Below are 18390 nucleotides of genomic sequence, written 5' to 3'. Positions count from 1 at the left end.
AAATGTTGAGAACCTGGCTGAGAAATTGTGGGATAGAGCTAAACTTAAATGTCGAGGACTTGTCGGAGGATTTGTGGGGTAGCTTGATGGCGGACGGGTTGCGCGGTGTGATTCCCAGGCGCGCGCTGGAGCTCGCTGAGGAATCTCTTTCGTCGTTCCGCGTCGTGGTCGTGCACGGCGCTCGCCAAACAGGCAAGACCACCTTGGCCAGGCAACTGGCGGGGCGCCTCGGTGCCGCGTACGTCACGCTCGACCGCGGAGAGGACCGAGACGCCGCTCAGCGGGATCCCCGCACGTATCTCAGCGAACTGGGCACGCCTCTAGCGATCGACGAGGTACAGCGAGTTGGCGAGCCCCTGGTCTTGGCAATCAAAGAGGTGGTGGACAACGACAACCGTCCCGGGCAGTTCCTCCTGACCGGGTCCAGTAACTTCCTCACCGTCCCGTCCATAGCTGAGACGCTGGCCGGCCGCGTCGACCTTCTCACGTTGTGGCCGCTCTCGATGGGGGAGCTGACTGGTGGTAGCGATGATTTTGTTGATCGCGCCTTGAGCGACCCCGCGGCCCTGATCCACTACGACCGGCCCACCCTAGATCGCCAGACGTACTTCGAATATCTGTGCGCGGGGGGATATCCCGAGGTGCAGCGCTTCGCGGGGAGGTCTCGCGGTCGTTGGTTCCGGCAATACGTTCGGACCGTTCTGCAACGAGAGGTCCAGGTAGCTGCCGACATACGCCGAGCCGATGAGTTGCTCAACATGGTCCATCTCTTCGCGGCGACCACCTCGCGGGAGCTCGTGATGAGCACGGTCGCGAATCGGCTGGGCCTGGATCGCGTAACCGCGTCCACTTACCAGCCATGGCTGGAAACCACGTTCCTGGTGCATCGCTTGCCGGCATGGAGCAGAAACCTGTCGGCCAGGGTGGTCAAGAGGCCCAAGCTCTACATGAGTGATACGGGAGTCGCGGCCGGGCTGTTGGGCAAGGATGCCACAGCGCTGCGCCGTCCTACAGATCCCGCAGCGGGTGCGATGTTCGAGACCTTCGTGGTCAACGAACTCGCCAAGCAGCTCACTTGGAGCAACACTCTGGCCAGGATGTTCCACTTCCGTGAGTCCGGTGGTACGGAAGTGGACATCGTGCTCGAAACTGCGGATGGTCGCGTGCTCGGCATCGAGGTGAAAGCGAGCTCCACCCCGCGCGAGGAGGACTTCCGTGGGCTCTCCTACTTGCGTGATCGTCTCGAGCGGTGTGGTGACTCGTTCGTGGGTGGGATCGTTCTGCATACCGGAGAGCGGCGTCTGTCGTTTGGCGACCGGCTATGGGCCCTGCCAGCCTCCGACATCTGGGGATGACGGTCTTTCCACCGAGCCCATCCGGTCGGCCACCTCGGTTTGCGACAATCCCAGAGCCTTGCGCCACTTGGCCGGCCGGTAACCGTCAATGTAAGCCTGGTTGCGCCGTCGAGCCTCGGCCACGGCCTCCTCGCCGCCCGAGTCGGCCACGATATCGGCGCGGACATCACCCCCCTTTGGGAAGTTCGTCATCGATCGCAGCGTTGGGAAGCTTGTTTCCCACGCCTGCCGCGCCTCGATCGGCAAGTAAAGGCGAGGCCAGATCCGGATCAGTGTTTCGCGGTTCAGGTAGGTTCGTAGGTCGTCAAAATGGACCGCTTCGCGGATCACGCGCTCGTACATCAGAACCAAGTCGCTGCTGTCCGACAAGTCGTAAACCCGCTGCTCTGACCAGTCCAACCAAGTCGGCAGTTCTACGACACCAGCGGCCAGCCCCATCAGTTCCCCGAGGTCGGAGGGCACCAGGTATACGCGATGGCTGGCGTAGCGGGGTCGCGAGTTCATGCTTCTAGCGTGCCCGTAAACTAGCAGGTCTTGCACCCGGGGCGCGGGAGGGGCGGAGCCCCTCGCCTAGGCGAAGCCCCATAAGAACAGTCCGAGCGAAGCGAGGTCCGCTCAGGGCGGGCTCTCGTCAGCCCACTTGGTACTCGGGCAACGGGTGGGTGCTTTTCGGGGGTTCGAAAGGGGGCGGAGCCCCCTTGGGAGGCGCGGTCTGGAGCTCCCCGAGGCGCGAAGCGCCCCCTGGCGGAAGGCCTTGCAGTGGGGAAGCCAAGGCGAGGGCCCGGCCTGTGCCGCCGGGCCCTCGCCTTTTCCCCTGGCAGGGCTTACTTGTACAGTTCGCCGTTCGGGCCGACGATCTTGCCGGACCACACGTTCTTGGCCGCGTTGTACACCGCAGCCGTGTCGCCGTCGAAGTACGGCGACGTGATGTAGTCCACGCGGTCGTTCCCGTCCTGGTCGGCGAAGGTGCTGGTCACGCCGTTGATGTAGCCCAGGCGCTTGCCGTTGCTGTAGTTCAGGAGCCACGAGCCGCCGTCGAAACCGGGGGTCACGGCGCACTTGAGGCCGATGTGCTCCTCGATCTTGAGCCAGGGGGCGCCGACCATCTTGGCGGTGGTCTTGCCGTAGCAGTGCTTCGGCGTCACGCCGCTGTACGGCTTGTCGCCGTCGAGCTGCGGGGCCGCCGGGTAGCCGAAGGCGCGGACGGCCTTGCCGGTGGGCTGGTTCCAGGCGAAGCCCTGGCCGCCGACGTTGTCGCCGAGGCGCCCTGCGTCCTTCGACAGCAGGATGTAGTAGTGGCCGCCCCAGCGGCGCTTGGGGCCGGTGAAGCGCTCGAAGTCCCTGCGGTCCACCTGCTTGACGCCGTTGAAGAGGATGCCGTTGTAGACGGTGACGAACGCGTAGTCGCGGTCGTAGTCCTCATAGACGTCGAAGTCGTAGTGGGTGAAGGCCTGCTTGCCCACGTAGATGCCCCACGGGGCCCTGCCCTTGTAGTAGCCGGGCACGAAGACCCAGTTGTCCAGGAGCGCCGTGTCCTTGTCCGTGTCGTACACGCAGTGGCCCGCGGTGGCGACGAGGTTGCGGTAGTTCGACTGGATGGAGGTGGCCGAGCACCAGCGGAACTTGCCGGAGGCGTCGACGAAGAAGACCTTGCCGATGCTCTTCGGCAGGTTGACGTTCTGGGCGCGAGCGGTGGACTTCGTCTCACCGGTCGGGGCCGTGGTGCCGGGCCGGCCGTCGGGGTCGGCGCTGCCCTTGGAGACGACCTTCCGCACCTCGTTCGAGTCCCAGGTGTACTGCGTCGCGGCGCGAAGAGCGGCGCCGTTCGACGCCAGCCAGAAGGAGGCGACGGAGGCGGCTTCGGACGTGTTGCGGGCCATGGGGTCATGGGCGACGTCAGGCTCGGCCTGCGCGGTGCCGGTCAGGCCGGCCGCGAGCAGACCGGTGACCAGAACGGCACCACCGGTGGGAAGAAGGATTCGCTTCAAGGTAACTCCAGGTTGCGCTGACCTGAGGCGTCTCATGCACCCCAAAACTCAGCAAAGCGCGAGCAAACAGTCAGCCGGGAACTTACTACCTTGACTCTGGTCATGTGAATTTCCGGTCGGGCGGGCAAACGTTCCAAACGTCCGCCGTGACCGTTCTGAGATCAAGGTCTGGGCTGATCACGCCCAGTGACCGAGCCGTTGCATATGACTTAGGTCACATTTCCCGGAGTGGACTGTGCGGCGGCGCGTCGGTAGACCTCGCCCGTGGCGCTGTCGAAGTGCGGGGACGACACAGCGTCGTACAGGCCCTTGGCGTCCCTGTTCCAGGTCAGGCTGTTGACGCCGTTCAGGCTGCCGATCCTGCGGTCCTTGTCGTAGCCGATCACCCAGGGGCCGCCGCTCGCGCCGGGGCTGAAGTCGCAGGCTTGGAGCTGCACGCCCTTCTGCAGGTCGAGGTTGGGGGCCACGGTCCAGCGGGTCGGGCCTTCGCGGCACACGCGCAGCTTCGTGCCGTCGTAGGGGTGGGTGCCGTCGGGCTGGGCGCCGGCGGGATAGCCGAACGCGGCCACCGTGTACGTGGCCGGCTTCTTGTTCAGCTCGAGCCCCAGGCCGCCCGCGTTGTCCTGGAGCCTGCCCACGTCCTCCATCACGTATTGGCCGTTCTTGGCCGCCCAGGTGAAGCCGCGGTGCACGGTCACGAACGCGTAGTCGAAGTCGTAGTCGCCCTTGCCCGCCCAGTCCTCGTGCATGTTGATCGACGAGCCCACGTAGATGCCGGCCGGCGTCTCGCCATTGGGGCCGGGGTTAGGGACGAAGATCCAGTATTCGGCCGGCTTGGCCTGCCGCGGGTCGTACGCGCAGTGCCCGGCGGTGGAGACCACGCTGCGGTTCTTGGCCGCGACCGCGCTGGCGGAGCACCAGTATTCCTTCTCGCCGAACTTGAAGTAGACCTTGCCCATGGTGCTGGCGACCTTGCTCTTGCGCGGCATCGCGGGCGCGGCGGCCTGTGCGGCGGAGGTGCGCTTGGCGGACGCGGCGAGCGGCGCGGCGGGGCCGGCGGCGGACGCGGCGGCGGAGCTGGTCGGGGAGGCGGCGGCGCCCGGCGTGGCTGGGCTGTAGCTGTCGGCCTTCTTGAGCCTGTCCGGCTTCCAGTAGTCGGCGACCCTCTGGACGTCCGCGGCGGTCTTGGCCAGCGGGACGGAGAAGACAGCGGCGGTAGGTGCGGCGCCGGCGGACGTGGCCCCCGCGGACGCGGCGCCGGCGGGCCCCGCGTGGGCGACTCCCGTGAAGGCAGGCAGCGTCAGCAGCGCGCTGCTCAGCGCAGCCGCCACCATGTGCCTTGCCCGGGAGATCATCGAATACCTTTCTTTGGGGCCGTAAGGGTGGATTTTTCCAGATGTACAGAGGGTATTGCAGCTCGGATAGAGATTCGTTACCTGATCTAGGGTCCCTTGTGAACTATAAGCACTCCGTCAGCGGACCACTCAGGATACCCCCAAATGATCAGTAAAGACGATCGTCGCCGCAGGTCAGCAGGGGTGAGAGCGGAGCTCGAATTGCTCATGGAATGGCCGGGGAACCGCGAAGGGGAAGGCCCCGGGATCCCGTACGGGACCCGGGGCCCAGGGTGCCAACTCGTCACGGCATGTTGCCGGTCCACCGGTTGGCGGCGGCCTTGTAGACCTTGTACGTGTCGCCGTTGAAGTAAGGCGACGAGATGTGGTCGTAGCGGTCGTTGCCGTCGGTGTCCCACGCGACGCTGTTCACGCCGACGAGGTAGCCGGTGCGCGACGCGCTCTTGTAGTTGTAGAGGAACGGTCCGCCGCTGGCTCCGGCGGTGAAGGAGCACTTGAACCCGATGTGCTCCTGCAGGTTGTACTTCCTGGCCTCGGGCATCGGCTTGGTCTTGCCGTAGCAGAACTTCATCGTGCGGCCGGTGTACGGCTTGTCGCCGTCGGGGTGCTCGCCTGCCGGGTAGCCGAAGGAGAACACGTTCAGCTTCGTGCTCCGGTTCCAGGTGAAGCCCTGGCCGCCGACGTTGTCACCGAGCCGGCCGGCGTTCTTGACGGTCCACTGCCACCGGCCGTTGACCTTCTCCCACTTGACCTTGATGCCGTTGTAGACGTTGACGAACGCGTAGTCGAAGTCGTAGTCCTCCTTCACCACGAAGTCGTCGTGCGCGTTGAACGTCTTGGCGGCGTAAATGCCGTAGGGCGCCTTGCCCTCCCAGACCTTGTCGCCGTCCCAGTACGACGGAATGAAGATCCAGTTGTCGTAGAAGGTGTTCTTGCTGGTGTCGTACACGCAGTGGCCGGAGGTCGCCACGAGGTTGCGGTACTTGCTCTGCACCGAACTGGCCGAGCAGTAACGCCAGTTCTTCGGGTTACGCGGGTCGGCCTTCGGCAGCGTGAAGAAAACGCGGCCGACGGTGTTCGGCAGGTTGACGTGCTTGCTCTTCTTGGCCTTCGTCTTCTCCTCGCCGATCGGCGGCACGGAGCCGGGAGGGCCGTCGGGGGTGTCGTTGCTGCCCTTGACGCCCTTCGAGGTCAGGTCCAGGCCGTCGTTGTGGTCGGTGGCCAGCTTGATGCGGTCCGGCGTCCAGAACTGGACCGCCTGCTCGGCGGGGGTGGCGGCGTTCTTGGAGATCACGTCGGAGGGTGCCGTCGCGCTCGCCGCGGCGCCGCTGAGGGGTCCCGCGGCCAGCCCGATGGCCATGAGGCCGGCCAGTGGGATCGCGATGCGCCTTGCTCGGGAAAACATGGAGCTCCTCTCAGTTCTCGGCGGCCCAGAGCGGGGTACTGCGCCCCGGTGGGCCAGGAAAACGATCGGAACGTTAATGAATGGCGCGAGCGGGCGGCCAGGAAACGACGTGAAAAAGCATGGTCCGGTTCCATTCCGTTATAGAAATAGCGAAATCGCATGTATGACGAGAAAGCATTTCCGCAGGTCGGGCAGGGTGCTTGATAGCTCTCCGTAACAGTGGTAACGCTAATTATCAAAGGCCACTTCTTATCCACCGAATGTTGTTCTGGTTGAATGGAGTCATGGATCCACGCACCCCCTGTCTCATCGGCATCGCGCAACGCACCATTCGCGAGCAGTCCGGTCCTGAGCCGCTCGACCTGTGGGAGGCGGTCGCCCGCGATGCCGCCGCCGACGCCCGGCTCCCCGTGGAGCGGCTCGACTCGATCCAGATCGTCTACAGCGACTCCTGGCAGTACGACTCGCCGGTCGGCCGCCTCGCCGAGCGCCTCGGCGCCGCGCCCCGCCACCGGGCGTACTCCAAGGTCAGTGGTACGGCTCCGCAGCTGCTGATCGGCGTGGCGGCGGCCGGGATCGCGGCGGGGGAGTTCGACTCCGCGCTCGTGGCGGGGGCCGAGGCGCTGGCCACGCGGCGGGCGTACCGGCTGGCGGGTGAGCACGTGCCGTGGAGCCACCCCGCCGATCCCAAGCCGCCGTACGGGTGGGAGCGCCCGCCGCATCCCGCCGAGCTGGCGCACGGGCTGTTCCTGCCGGTGCACACGTACGCGATCATGGAGACGGCGCGGCGGGCGGCGCTCGGGATCTCCATCGAGGAGGAGATGAGCGATCGGGGGCGGATGATGGCGCCGATGACCGAGGTGGCCGCCGCGAACCCGCACGCGTGGCGCCGGACCGTCCGGACACCGTCGGAGCTCGCGCGTGGCGAGCGTTTCGTCGGCTGGCCCTACACCAGGAGCACCGTGGCCGTGCTGGAGGTGGACCAGGCTGCGGCGGTCGTCCTGGCCAGCACGCGACTGGCCGACCGGCTCGGCGTGCCCGCGGCGCAGCGGGTGTACCTGCGGGGGTGGGCGTATGGGGAAGACACCTGGGAGGTGGCCGCGCGGCCCGCGCTCGGCGCGTCGCAGGCCATTCCGCGGGTCGCCGAGGCCGCCTTTGAGCGGGCGGGGCTGGGGCTCGGCGACATGGACGCGATCGACCTCTACAGCTGTTTCGCGATCGCGTTGCGGCAGGCGTGCGACGCGATCGGGCTCGATCCGCTGGAGCGGCGCGGGCTGACGGTGACCGGTGGGCTGCCGTACGCGGGCGGGCCGGCCAGCGACTACGTCCTGCACTCGACCGCCACGATGGCGGGGCTGCTGCGGGCGCAGTCAGGGCACGGACTGGTGACCGGGGTGGGGATGCACCTGACCAAGCACACGTACGCGGTGTGGTCGAGCGAGCCGGGCGGGCGGCTGGGGGCTGCGGCGCCGGTGTTCGTGGCCAAGGGGGTGCCGATCGTGGGCGCCTACGAGGGGCCGGCCGTGGTCGCGGGGTACACAGTCGCTCACGGGCGGGACGGCGGTGCCGAGAGGGGGATCCTCGTGGTGGATCTGCCTGGTGGTGGCGGGCGGGCGCATGCGGTGGTGGAGCGGTCTGAGCTGCTGGGGGATGCCGAGTGCCGGGAGCTGGTGGGGGAGGAGGTGCGGCTGACGACGGACGGAAAGGTCAATGTGGCTGCGTGGTGACGTAAAGTAGTCGTCAATTGAGTGACCGTTCGGCTACGCTCCGGGTTGACATTTTGATGTCACGCGCGGACGCTGGAGTCATGCGGAGGACAACGGTGCGCATCGACGAGCAGCTCCTCAACGAGGCGAAGGCGTACGCGGCGCGAAAAGGACGCAGTCTCAACTCAGTGATGGAGGACGCCTTGCGGCAACTCATTCACCGCTCCGCCGACGTCGCGGAACGGCCCCCGATCAAGCTCCCGCTCTCCGGGGACCCGAACGGTCCGAAGCTGATCTGGGCAGAGCTCAAGGAGCTCGACGACCAGGACTTCGTCGAGCATGTGCTGGGGGCCGGCCATGAGGATGCTTGACACGAACGTGTTCGTCAACGCGCAGCGGCGGGATGCCGATCATCACGAGCGGTGCCTTGCCGTGGTCACGGAGCTCCTGCAGGGCGATGAGGCCTATGCCGTCAGCGACTTCGCACTCAACAGCTTCATCCGCGTGGCCACCAATCCGCGCATTCCCGGCGCCACCTCGTTCGACGAAGCGCGGGAGTTCGCCGACACCGTCCGGCACCAGCCGCATGCCGTCGTGGTGCACGCCGGTCCGCGCCACTGGGAGATCTTCGTCAAGCTGTGCCGCAAGGCCGACGCGCGCGGCAAGCTCATCCCTGACGCCTACCTCGCCGCACTAGCCATAGAGCACGGTTGTGAATTCGTAACCTGCGACAAGGACTTCGCCAGGTTCGAGGGCTTGCGCTGGCGGTCGCCGCTCAACTGAACTGGAGACGAGGGGCGCAAGCCGCACTACTCGGCAAGGAACGCCGGTGGTTGACCAGTTCGACGTCATCGAGGCGGGCCCGAGCGGCCGCCGCCGGTGGATCGGGCTGGTCGTGGTGGTGGCGGTCCTGGCCGTCCCCGTCATCGGGCTGATCGCCAGCCGGGACCCCGAGCCGCTCCTCCCGACTCAACCCACCCCCGAGCCGATCAGGTCCCTGACCAGGCTCGACAGTCCGCCGAACGCCCTTCAAGTCCCGTCCAGGGCGGCCAAGGGCGGCGACGAGGTCATCGAGGTGGTGTTCCCGCACGGGGTCCGGGCCGAGGTGCGTTACCCGGCCGAGCTGGAGCTGGCCGAGATGGGGTCGCGGCCGTTCCAGGGTGTGTGGATCGATGGGAGCTACCGGCAGTTAGTGGCCCCGTACGGCGGGGAGGTCGAGATCACCCGGGGTGGGCAGCCGATCAGGAACTACGCCTCCAACGTCACGCTCTGGCCGCGCCAGGCGGGCAGCGGCTCCTATGGGCAGGTGCTGCTGTTCGCGTTCGAGAAGTGGCGGATGGCGATGTACGACCGAGTGCAGGGGCTGGCCTTCGAACAGCGGCTCGCAGTCGCGCGGAGCCTGAAAGGGACGGTGACCAAGGGCGGCTACCTGGTGTTGTCGGCCGGCGGGACGGTGCGGCTGGCCGAACCGGGCGAGACCGCTCAGGGAGATCCGGTCGGGCCGCAGCTGTGGTTCGGCGGCGGGGCGAGCGAGATGATCGCGCTCGTGCCCACCCCCGGATGCACGAAGAAGGCCAGGGTGCCCAACGTGATCGATGGGCGTGGGCGGCCGGCCGAGTCGGTCTGCCGGGGCGATGTGCTGGTCGCCGTCACAGGGCCGGGCCGGTTCAGGCAGATGGCGATCGAGGGGATTCGGGTCACGGTAAAGGGACGGGCCTCCCAGTAAGGTGTGGCCACGTTCGCTTAGTAAGGTGCGGCCATGTTCGCCGTAACCGCCACACAGACCGATCCCGACAACCCGCTCGCCGGACTCACGCTCGGGGAGCACCCGGAGCCCAAGGCACCGGACGGATGGACGACCGTCTCCGTACGGGCGGCCGCGCTCAACCACCACGACCTGTGGACGCTCAAAGGCGTCGGCATCAAGCAGGACCGGCTGCCGATCGTGCTCGGCTGCGACGCCGCCGGGGTGGACGAGGACGGCAACGAGGTCATCGTGCACTCCGTGATCGGCACGGGCGCGGACGAGACGCTCGATCCCAAGCGCACGCTGCTGTCGGAGGTGTACGACGGCACCTTCGCCGAGCGCGTGGCCGTGCCGCGCCGCAACCTCGTGCCCAAGCCGTCCGCGCTCAGCTTCGAGGAGGCCGCGTGCCTGCCGACGGCGTGGCTGACCGCGTACCGCATGTTGTTCGACAAGGCCGGCCTTGAGCCGGGCTCCACCGTGCTGGTGCAGGGCGCAGGCGGGGGCGTCGCCACCGCGCTGATCGCGCTCGGCCGGGCCGGCGGCTACCGGGTCTGGGCCACCAGCCGCTCCGAGGCCAAACGCGATCGTGCGCTCCGGCTCGGCGCCGACCAGGCGTTCGAGACCGGCGCGCGGCTGCCCGAGCGGGTGGACGCGGTCATGGAGACCGTCGGCCAGGCCACCTGGGACCACTCGCTCAGGTCGCTCAAGCCCGGCGGGCGCATCGTCGTCAGCGGCGCCACCAGCGGCGCGGTCCCGTCCGCAGACCTCAACCGGGTCTTCTTCCTGCAGCTGTCGGTGGTCGGGTCCACGATGGGGACGCGTGACCAGCTCCAGCGCCTGGCCGTGTTCCTGGAGCAGACCGGGCTGCGGCCGCAGATCGACCGGACGCTGCCGCTCGCGCAGGCGCGGGACGGGTTCGCCGCGATGGAGGAAGGGGAGATCTTCGGAAAGATCGTTTTTGCGGTGTGAATAAGTGAAGGGTTACTTCTGGCCTCCTGGGTGATAGAAGGAAATGAGGTTGTATCAACCGGGAGGCCGCCATCATGGACATTGAGCCCTTCGGCCCGGGTTCGATGCACTGGGACACTGCGGGCGAATATCGAAATCTGCTGGTCGCCGGAAGCGCGCTGGTGCTGCAGACGATGCATCCGGCGGTCGGCGCGGCCGTGGCCGAGCACTCCACCTACAAGGACGACCCGTGGGGGCGGCTCACCCGCACGCTGGAGTCCGTGCAGAAATGGGTGTACGGCGACGGGCCGGCCGAGGGCGAGCGGCTCCGGCGGATGCACAGCACGATCGGCGGCGTGGACGAGCAGGGCCGGCCCTACCACGCACTGAACGGCGAGGCGTGGGCGTGGGTGCACCTGTCGTTGTTCGAGCGCTTCATCGCGCTCAACCGCACTTTCGGCACGCCTCTCACCGTTGCGCAGGAACGCCGGTTCTACGCCGAGTCGCGGCAGCTCGGGGCCATCCTGAAGGTGCCCGAGCGGGAGATGCCGGCCGACCTCGACGCGTTCTGGCAGTACTTCGACGACATGGTGGCCGACCGGCTGGAGGCCCACCCGACCGCGCTGGAGGTGTTGTCGGTCCTGCGCGGCACCCCGGCGCCTCCAGGGCTGCCCAGGCCGCTGCGCCGGCTGTGGACGCCCGTGGGGGTGGGGGCGGGGGAGTTCAACCACTTCGTGACCGTCGGCACCCTGCCGCCGGCCGTCCGCGCGAAGCTGGGGCTGCGATGGACGGCCCGGGAGGAGCGGCGGCTGCGGCATCTCGGGCACGCGGTGGCGATGCTGACGCCGCGCCTGCCCGAACGCCTGCGCTACATGCCGATCGCCTACCACGCGCGCAAGGCCGCACGGATCTCCCGCCGCCTCGAGCGCCAGCTCCGCTCCGCGTAGCGCGCGAGGTCGGGTCAGGGCTCGAGGATGTCGCGGATGCGGCGGCCGGCGTCGTCGAGCGTCTGACGCAGCTCGGCCAGCATCTCCGGCGTCAGCCGGGCCTGTGAGGCCTCCTGCCGGGCCTGGGCGACGAAGTCGGCCAGCAGCTCGCCCAGCTCGGCATCGAGATCGGCGCGGCTGGGCGCCTCGCCACCGAGCGTGGCCCAGACCTCGGTCCAGATCCTGCGCCACTCGCCGGCCAGCCGCTCACCCTGCCCCTGCCACTGGTAGGCGTGCTCGGTCCACTGCCGCTTCTGCTGCTCCCGCAGCCGCTTGAGGTCCTCCTTCTGCTGCTGCCTGAGCCGCCTGTTGTCCTCTTTGGCGCCGGTGCGCACGTCCTTGGCCATCCGCGTCAGCTCGTCGCGCAGGGACCTGACCGTGTCGCGGACGTCCTCCTTGACCTCGCGGGCGATGTCGCGTACGGAGGCGGAGATCTCCTGCTCCAGGTCGTCGAGCTCGTCGAGGCGGGCGTTCAGCTCGTCGCGGCCCTTGTCGGTGATCGAGAACACCTTCTTGCCCTCGACCACCTCATGCGTCACCAGGCCCTCCTCCTCCAGGCGGGCCAGGCGCGGGTAGATCGTGCCGGGAGAGGGCGAATAGACGCCGAGGAAGCGGTCCTGGAGCAGCCTGATCACCTCGTAACCGTGGCGCGGGCTCTCCTCCAGCAGCTTGAGCAGGTACAGCCGGAGCCGGCCGTGACCGAATACAGGGCTCATTCCTTCTCTCCCTTGAGCAGCGTGACCTCACCGGAGACCGTGATCGCCGACACCGAGGCCATGCCGCCGCCCAGCCGCCCCGACATCGTTTTCGTGCCTGGGCTGCTCATGGTGGACAATTCCTCGAACGTGCTCACTAGCCTGCCGGACGTGGAACGCACCCTGACGTCCGCGTCCGCGTTCTCTGGCAGTCTGACCAGGATGTCACCGGAGACGCTGTTGAGCGTGACATGACCCGTGGGTTGCAGCGCGAGATCCGCGGTGATGCGGCCGGAGACGGTGTTGGCCCGCAGCCGGCGCGGCGTGCCGTCGGCCACGGTCAGATCTCCTGAGACGCTCTTGAACGCCAGATCGCCGGCCATCGCCCGGCTTTCGACCGCGCCCGAGACGGTCGTGGCGCTGACGTCGCCGCTGACCCCGTCCAGCACGATCTCCGCGCTCACGCTCCTCACCTGGGTCATCTTCTCGAACCCGGCCACCACGGCGGGCGCGGACACCACCCCGGCGTTGACGCTGCAGCCCTTCGGCACGGTGATCGTCAGGACCGTCCTGCGCCGGTCGCGCCGCAGCCAGCCGAGCAGGCCGTCCCAGGTGAGGTCCTTGTACGCGACGATGAGCTCCTTGGCGTCCTCGTCATAGGTCACCATCAGCGGCGAGGCCGACTCGAACTCGGCGACCTCCAGAGTGGGCGGGCCCTCGCTGGCCAGCACGTCCAGCCGCCCGGCGACGATCCGCACGTCGAGCGACTCCACTGGGCCGAACGTCAGCTGTTCCGGTGCCTCGATCGTCCACTGCTGCATGATCCCCGCCCTCCTGGCGACACATCCCTATGTAAGACACGATATGTCGCGTCTAGCCAAAACTCAAGATGTATCGCGTCTATCGCGGGGTTACTCGTCGTCCTCGTCGTCGAGCCGCGCCAGCCACGTGGCCAGCCGCTCGACCGGGATCTCGAACTCGGGGTTGAGGTCCACGAACTCGCGCAGCCGCTCACCCAGCCACAGCAGGCTGACCTCTTCCTCGCCCCGCCGTTCGACGAGTTCCTCGATCCCCCGATCGGTGAAATACATCGTGCTCCCATTCAGTCCGTACGCAGCCGTGACGCCAGGTCGCCGACCGGTATCCAGGCATCGGCGCGCCCTCGTCTGACTTTAGTGAGTAGCCCGCGGTGCTCCAGCTCGCGCAGGTCGGTTCTGGCCGTCTGGAGCACGATTTGGTGGCTGGCGGCGTGGGAAGCCACGGTGTACTCGGCGGTGGGATGGTCGGCGGCATGCGCAAGAAGGGCGACCTGGCGGGCGTTGAAGGCCTCCTTGCGGGCGCGGGCCAGATACGCCTGGACCTCGCGCGTCTCGGCGACCTTTTTGTCGAGGTAGGCGTTCAGGTCGTCGATGGCGCGGCGTAGGACGTCGAGCTGGTGGATGACGAAGTAGGTGAGGTCGTTCTCGTCCTGCTCGACGTGCAGGAAGCTGCGGCCGTAGCGGGCGGGTGAGTTCTTCAGGATCCGGGAGATCGAGATGAACTCGGTGAGCCAATAGCCCTGGTTGAGCATTGACCAGTAGAACAGCGCGCGTGCCGTCCTCCCGTTACCGTCCTCGAACGGATGGTCGTAGGCCAGCATGAAATGCACCGCCACAGCCCTGATCACCGGAGGCACGTACGTGGTGCGCGAGTTGCCGTTGGCGAAATCGCACAATCGTTGGATCCGCTCCGGCAACTCCTCCGCGGGGGGAGGCTCGTGCAGGACCTCGCCGTACGTGTCGGCGACCACGACGCGTTTCTCGCCCGGCAGCTGGAAGCGGCCTGCGGCGGCCGGGTTGTGCAGGGTGCCTTCGGTGACCATGCGCTGGATGTCGCAGATGAGAGCAGGCGTCAGGGGCTCGTTGCGCAGCTCGCCGATGCGGCGCATGACGAGGTAGTTGTTGCGGATCATGACCTCGTCGACCGTCTGCGGCTTGCGGCCGCTGCGCAGCATGTCCTTGGCCACCATGTACGTGGTCGCGGCACCTTCGAGCTGGCTTGACGTGATGGCCTCTTCGATCAGCGAGCCGATGAGATAGCGGTCGCGGGTCAGCGGGTTGGCCACGGGCTCCGGCGTGCCGATCCGGCCGCTCAGGTCGCGGTTGAGCGCCTCCAGGCCCCGCAGCACCTCATCCGGCAATGCGTAGGTGAAGGGCGCACCGGCCGAGTCCGCCAGAGGGAGATCCCGTCGCATGCCGAGCCGCGCCATCTTGAGGCCGAGCCACCACTGCTTGTGTGTCAGACCGGCCGGCGGCGTGCGGCGGCGAACCTCGTCCCAGGGCAGGTAGCGCTCCATGGAATCGACTGCTGACAGCAGCCAAAGACTGTCGGCTTCAAGCCAAAGCTCCCGCCACGGTGGCGGCTTCTGAGGTTGGCGCATGGACCCATCTACTAAAATTGGCAGTTGTTAGCTGCTAATTAGCTGCTAACAACTGCCAATTTAGCAGTTGACCCGCTGGATCGTCAGCCGTACACCTGGTGGAGGATCTCCTCCAGCTCGGTGTCGTGGCCGTGGTGCGAGCCCGTCGCCGGCGAGCTGTTGGGCGTGCGCGACACCCGCCGCACCGGCCGGCCGCCCAGCGTCTGCGGGTCCTCGGCCAGCTTCAGCGTCAGGTAGGGCCACGGCCCCATGTTGGCCGGCTCGTCCTGGGCCCAGATCAGCTCCACCTGCGAACCGTAGCGGCCCAGCTCGGCCTGCAGCTCCTCCGCCGGGAACGGGTAGAGCCGCTCCAGCCGGACGAGGGCGACGTCGTCGCGGCCCGTCTTGTCACGCTGCGCGGCCAGCTCGTAGTAGAGCTTGCCGGAGGTGAGGACGACCTTGGTCACCTTGGCCGGGTCGACGGTGGTGTCGCCGAGGACCGGCTGGAAGGTGCCCGAGGTGAAGTCGGACGCCTTGGAGGTGGCCGCCTTGTGGCGCAGCAGCCACTTCGGCGTGAAGACCACCAGCGGCTTGTGCCGGTTGGACTCCACCTGCCAGCGCAGCAGGTGGAAGTAGTTGGCCGGCGTGGTGGGCTGCGCGACCGTCATGTTGTCGAGCGCGCAGACCTGCAGGAACCGCTCGATGCGGGCCGAGGAGTGGTCGGGACCCTGGCCCTCGAAGCCGTGCGGCAGCAGCAGCACGACCGAGGACTTCTGCCCCCACTTCTGCTCGCCCGACGAGATGAACTCGTCGATGATCGTCTGGGCGCCGTTGACGAAGTCGCCGAACTGCGCCTCCCAGAGGACCAGGGCGTCCGGGCGGACGACGCTGTAGCCGTATTCGAAGCCGAGCGCCGCGAACTCGCTGAGCAGCGAGTCGTAGACGTAGAACTTCGTGGTGCCCTGGTTGAACGCCTTCAGCGGGGTGTGGTCGGCGCCGGTCATCCGGTCCACCAGCACCGCGTGGCGCTGGGTGAACGTGCCGCGCCGCGAGTCCTGGCCGACCAGCCGCACCGGGTGGCCGTCCATCAGCAGCGAGCCGAACGCCAGCGTCTCGCCCATCGCCCAGTCGATCGCGTCATGCTCGACCATCTGGCCGCGGCGCTGCAGCACCGGCGCCAGGCGCGGGTGCGGCGTGAAGCCGTCGGGCAGGTTGAGCTGGGTGTCGACGATGCGCTTGAGCGTCTCGTCGCTGATCGCGGTCGGCGTGTCGTCGTGCGACCACTTGACGACCTCGGTCGGCGGCACCCGCATCGCGGCCGCCTCCGCCGGCTTCTTGGCCGCCTCGCGGACCTCGGTGAACGCCTGCTCCAGCTTGGCCTGGTAGTCGCGCAGCGCGGACTCGGCCTCCTCGACCGTGATGTCGCCCCGGCCGATCAGCGCCTCGGTGTAGAGCTTGCGGGTCGAGCGCTTGGCGTCGATCAGGTCGTACATCAGCGGCTGGGTGAAGGCGGGGTTGTCGCCCTCGTTGTGGCCGCGGCGGCGGTAGCAGATCAGGTCGATGACCACGTCCTTGCGGAACGTCTGGCGGTATTCGTAGGCCAGCCGGCCCACGCGGACCACCTGCTCGGGGTCGTCGCCGTTGACGTGGAAGATCGGCGCCTGGATCATCCGCGCCACGTCGGTGGCGTAGACCGACGAGCGGGACGAGGCGGGCGAGGTCGTGAAGCCGACCTGGTTGTTGACCACCACGTGCACGGTGCCGCCGGTGCGGTAGCCGCGCAGCTGCGACAGGTTGAGCGTCTCGGCCACGACGCCCTGGCCGGCGAAGGCCGCGTCGCCGTGGATGAGCACGGGCAGGACGGTGAAGCCCTCCTCACCGCGCTCGATGAGGTCCTGCTTGGCGCGGACGACGCCCTCGAGCACCGGGTCGACCGCCTCCAGGTGGGAGGGGTTGGCGACCACGGACGCGGAGATCGTGTTGCCGCTCGGCGAGGTGAACTCGCCGGTCGCGCCGAGGTGATACTTCACGTCACCGGAGCCGTGCGCGGTGCGCGGGTCGATGTTGCCCTCGAACTCGCCGAAGATCTGGGCGTAGGACTTGCCCACGATGTTGGCCAGCACGTTGAGCCGGCCGCGGTGGGCCATGCCCATGACAACCTCGTCGAGGCCTTCGTCGGCGGCGTCGCTGATCACCGAGTCGAGCAGCGGGATCAGGGACTCGCCGCCCTCCAGCGAGAAGCGCTTCTGGCCGACGAACTTGGTCTGCAGGAAGGTCTCGAACGCCTCGGCGGTGTTGAGCCGCGACAGGATGTTGAGCTGCTCGTCACGCTCGGGCGACTTGTGTGCCTTCTCCACCCGCGCCTGGATCCAGGCCCGCTCTTCGGGGTTCTGGATGTGCATGTACTCGATGCCGACCGTGCGGCAGTAGGAGTCGCGCAGCACGCCCAGGATGTCACGCAGCTTCATCAGCGCCTTGCCGCCGAAGCCGCCGGTGGCGAACTCGCGCTCCAGGTCCCACAGTGTCAGGCCGTGCGACTGGATGTCGAGGTCGGGGTGCTTGCGCTGCTTGTATTCCAGCGGGTCGTTCTCGGCCATGAGGTGGCCGCGCACCCGGTAGGCGTGGATCAGCTCGATCACGCGGGCGGACTTGGCCACGTCGTCGTCGTGGGTGGCGGAGATGTCCTGGACCCAGCGGACCGGCTCGTAGGGGATCCGCAGTGCCTCGAAGATCTCGTCGTAGAAGCCGTCCTCGCCGAGCAGCAGCCGGTGGATCTGGCGCAGGAAGTCGCCCGACTGGGCGCCCTGGATGATCCGGTGGTCGTAGGTGCTGGTCAGCGTCATGACCTTGGAGACGGCCAGCCGCGACAGCGTGTCGGGCGAGGCGCCCTGGTATTCGGCCGGGTATTCCATCGCGCCGACGCCGATGATCGTGCCCTGGCCCGGCATCAGACGGGGCACCGAGTGCACCGTGCCAATGGTGCCCGGGTTGGTCAGCGAGATCGTGGTGCCGGCGAAGTCGTCGACGCCCAGCTTGCCCGCGCGGGCCTTGCGGACGACGTCCTCGTAGGCCATCCAGAACTGCCGGAAGTCCATCTCCTCGGCGCCCTTGATCGAGGGCACGAGGAGCTGGCGCTCGCCGTTGCTCTTTTGCACGTCGATCGCCAGACCGAAGCCCACGTGCGCGGGCTTGACCAGCGTCGGCTTGCCGTCGACCTCCGCGAAGGAGTAGTTCATCTCCGGCATGGCCTTCAGCGCCTTGACGATCGCGAAGCCGATCAGGTGCGTGAAGGAGACCTTGCCGCCACGACCCCGCTTGAGGTGATTGTTGATCACAATGCGGTTGTCGATGAGCAGCTTCGCCGGGATGGCTCGCACACTCGTCGCGGTCGGGACCGACAGCGAGAGGTCCATGTTGGCCGCCGTGCGGGCCGCGGCGCCGCGCAGCTTGACCTCTTCGGCGTCCTTGGGGACCGGAGTGGCAGGCTGCTTCGGCTTCTCGGCCGCCGGTGGCGCCTTGGGGGGCGCCGGGGTGGGAGCGGGGGCGGTCACAGTGCCGTTCGCCGCTTCTTTGACCGGGGTACGGCCCGGTCCGTAATCAGGGTTGTAGTCAGCGAAGAAGTTCCACCAGGCCTTGTCGACCGACTCGGGGTCCTGGAGGTACTTCTGATAGAGCTCGTCGACAAGCCACTCGTTCTGTCCAAAGCTTGCCAGCGGGTTTGCCCGCGACGACTCAGACGACACGGCGGAAATCGCCCTCTTCCGCAGATCGGCGTTGATGTTAGAGAACCTGTCCAAGGCTACTCGC

At 67.5% G+C, this 18390-nt stretch carries 16 protein-coding genes; 7 read left to right on the top strand and 9 right to left on the bottom strand.

Annotated elements, in window-relative coordinates:
* Positions 1-59 precede the first annotated feature (59 nt).
* A complete protein-coding gene (locus Q9G87_RS14335; protein ID WP_305916803.1) occupies positions 60-1355 on the top strand; it encodes an ATP-binding protein in 1296 nt (431 codons plus the stop codon).
* On the opposite strand, the gene Q9G87_RS14330 is transcribed toward Q9G87_RS14335, so the two are convergent.
* The 4 genes from Q9G87_RS14330 to Q9G87_RS14315 all read right to left on the bottom strand — a co-directional run bounded on the left by Q9G87_RS14330 (position 1320) and on the right by Q9G87_RS14315 (position 6103).
* Positions 1320-1859 (bottom strand): hypothetical protein, encoded by a 540-nt coding sequence (locus tag Q9G87_RS14330; RefSeq protein ID WP_305916802.1) that lies wholly within the window; start codon positions 1857-1859, stop codon positions 1320-1322. The genes Q9G87_RS14335 and Q9G87_RS14330 overlap by 36 nt on opposite strands.
* 320 nt (positions 1860-2179) lie before the next feature.
* Positions 2180-3343, bottom strand: coding sequence for a trypsin-like serine peptidase (locus Q9G87_RS14325; protein WP_305916801.1), 1164 nt, complete (start codon positions 3341-3343; stop codon positions 2180-2182).
* Between the two features lie 209 nt (positions 3344-3552).
* On the bottom strand, positions 3553-4698 hold the full coding sequence (locus Q9G87_RS14320; protein ID WP_305916800.1) for a trypsin-like serine peptidase: 1146 nt from the start codon (positions 4696-4698) through the stop codon (positions 3553-3555).
* A gap of 283 nt (positions 4699-4981) precedes the next feature.
* On the bottom strand, positions 4982-6103 hold the full coding sequence (locus tag Q9G87_RS14315) for a trypsin-like serine peptidase (RefSeq protein ID WP_305916799.1): 1122 nt from the start codon (positions 6101-6103) through the stop codon (positions 4982-4984).
* 284 nt (positions 6104-6387) lie between these two features.
* Here Q9G87_RS14315 and Q9G87_RS14310 point away from each other — a divergent pair, with 284 nt between their 5' ends.
* The 6 genes from Q9G87_RS14310 to Q9G87_RS14285 all read left to right on the top strand — a co-directional run bounded on the left by Q9G87_RS14310 (position 6388) and on the right by Q9G87_RS14285 (position 11451).
* Positions 6388-7830: an acetyl-CoA synthetase gene (locus Q9G87_RS14310; protein ID WP_305916798.1), complete on the top strand. Its 1443-nt coding sequence runs from the start codon at positions 6388-6390 to the stop codon at positions 7828-7830.
* A gap of 95 nt (positions 7831-7925) precedes the next feature.
* Entirely contained in the window at positions 7926-8180 is a 255-nt protein-coding gene (locus Q9G87_RS14305; protein ID WP_305916797.1) for a hypothetical protein, read from the top strand.
* Positions 8167-8592: a type II toxin-antitoxin system VapC family toxin gene (locus tag Q9G87_RS14300; RefSeq protein WP_305916796.1), complete on the top strand. Its 426-nt coding sequence runs from the start codon at positions 8167-8169 to the stop codon at positions 8590-8592. Before Q9G87_RS14305 ends, Q9G87_RS14300 begins: the two co-directional genes overlap by 14 nt.
* 46 nt (positions 8593-8638) lie before the next feature.
* Complete coding sequence (locus Q9G87_RS14295) at positions 8639-9535, top strand: hypothetical protein (RefSeq protein WP_305916795.1); 897 nt, start codon at positions 8639-8641, stop codon at positions 9533-9535.
* 33 nt (positions 9536-9568) lie between these two features.
* Positions 9569-10525, top strand: a complete 957-nt coding sequence (locus Q9G87_RS14290; RefSeq protein ID WP_305916794.1) for a zinc-binding dehydrogenase — start codon at positions 9569-9571, stop codon at positions 10523-10525.
* Between the two features lie 74 nt (positions 10526-10599).
* Positions 10600-11451 carry an oxygenase MpaB family protein gene (locus Q9G87_RS14285; RefSeq protein ID WP_305916793.1) on the top strand — a complete coding sequence of 284 codons (852 nt, stop codon included), beginning with the start codon at positions 10600-10602 and terminating at the stop codon, positions 11449-11451.
* 14 nt (positions 11452-11465) lie between these two features.
* Here Q9G87_RS14285 and Q9G87_RS14280 read toward each other — a convergent pair whose 3' ends face one another.
* The 5 genes from Q9G87_RS14280 to Q9G87_RS14260 all read right to left on the bottom strand — a co-directional run bounded on the left by Q9G87_RS14280 (position 11466) and on the right by Q9G87_RS14260 (position 18326).
* Complete coding sequence (locus Q9G87_RS14280; RefSeq protein ID WP_305916792.1) at positions 11466-12206, bottom strand: PadR family transcriptional regulator; 741 nt, start codon at positions 12204-12206, stop codon at positions 11466-11468.
* Positions 12203-13006, bottom strand: a complete 804-nt coding sequence (locus tag Q9G87_RS14275; protein WP_305916791.1) for a DUF4097 family beta strand repeat-containing protein — start codon at positions 13004-13006, stop codon at positions 12203-12205. Before Q9G87_RS14275 ends, Q9G87_RS14280 begins: the two co-directional genes overlap by 4 nt.
* A gap of 90 nt (positions 13007-13096) precedes the next feature.
* On the bottom strand, positions 13097-13276 hold the full coding sequence (locus tag Q9G87_RS14270) for a DUF6104 family protein (RefSeq protein ID WP_305916790.1): 180 nt from the start codon (positions 13274-13276) through the stop codon (positions 13097-13099).
* 11 nt (positions 13277-13287) lie between these two features.
* A complete protein-coding gene (locus Q9G87_RS14265; protein WP_305916789.1) occupies positions 13288-14520 on the bottom strand; it encodes a Fic family protein in 1233 nt (410 codons plus the stop codon).
* A gap of 167 nt (positions 14521-14687) precedes the next feature.
* A complete protein-coding gene (locus Q9G87_RS14260; RefSeq protein ID WP_305916788.1) occupies positions 14688-18326 on the bottom strand; it encodes a multifunctional oxoglutarate decarboxylase/oxoglutarate dehydrogenase thiamine pyrophosphate-binding subunit/dihydrolipoyllysine-residue succinyltransferase subunit in 3639 nt (1212 codons plus the stop codon).
* Between the last annotated feature and the right edge of the window lie 64 nt (positions 18327-18390).

This window comes from Nonomuraea turcica (genome assembly GCF_030718205.1).
GTDB lineage: Bacteria > Actinomycetota > Actinomycetes > Streptosporangiales > Streptosporangiaceae > Nonomuraea.
This window is presented reverse-complemented; position numbering and strand designations above follow the sequence as displayed.

Excerpts from the sequence above, each read along its gene's own strand:
- Q9G87_RS14330 (WP_305916802.1), bottom strand. The coding sequence starts at position 1,859 with ATGAACTCGCGACCCCGCTACGCCAGCCATCGCGTATACCTGGTGCCC.
- Q9G87_RS14290 (WP_305916794.1), top strand. The coding sequence starts at position 9,569 with ATGTTCGCCGTAACCGCCACACAGACCGATCCCGACAACCCGCTCGCC.
- Q9G87_RS14320 (WP_305916800.1), bottom strand. The coding sequence starts at position 4,698 with ATGATCTCCCGGGCAAGGCACATGGTGGCGGCTGCGCTGAGCAGCGCG.
- Q9G87_RS14315 (WP_305916799.1), bottom strand. The coding sequence starts at position 6,103 with ATGTTTTCCCGAGCAAGGCGCATCGCGATCCCACTGGCCGGCCTCATG.
- Q9G87_RS14300 (WP_305916796.1), top strand. The coding sequence starts at position 8,167 with ATGAGGATGCTTGACACGAACGTGTTCGTCAACGCGCAGCGGCGGGAT.
- Q9G87_RS14275 (WP_305916791.1), bottom strand. The coding sequence starts at position 13,006 with ATGCAGCAGTGGACGATCGAGGCACCGGAACAGCTGACGTTCGGCCCA.
- Q9G87_RS14270 (WP_305916790.1), bottom strand. The coding sequence starts at position 13,276 with ATGTATTTCACCGATCGGGGGATCGAGGAACTCGTCGAACGGCGGGGC.
- Q9G87_RS14280 (WP_305916792.1), bottom strand. The coding sequence starts at position 12,206 with ATGAGCCCTGTATTCGGTCACGGCCGGCTCCGGCTGTACCTGCTCAAG.
- Q9G87_RS14310 (WP_305916798.1), top strand. The coding sequence starts at position 6,388 with ATGGATCCACGCACCCCCTGTCTCATCGGCATCGCGCAACGCACCATT.
- Q9G87_RS14285 (WP_305916793.1), top strand. The coding sequence starts at position 10,600 with ATGGACATTGAGCCCTTCGGCCCGGGTTCGATGCACTGGGACACTGCG.
- Q9G87_RS14265 (WP_305916789.1), bottom strand. The coding sequence starts at position 14,520 with ATGGAGCGCTACCTGCCCTGGGACGAGGTTCGCCGCCGCACGCCGCCG.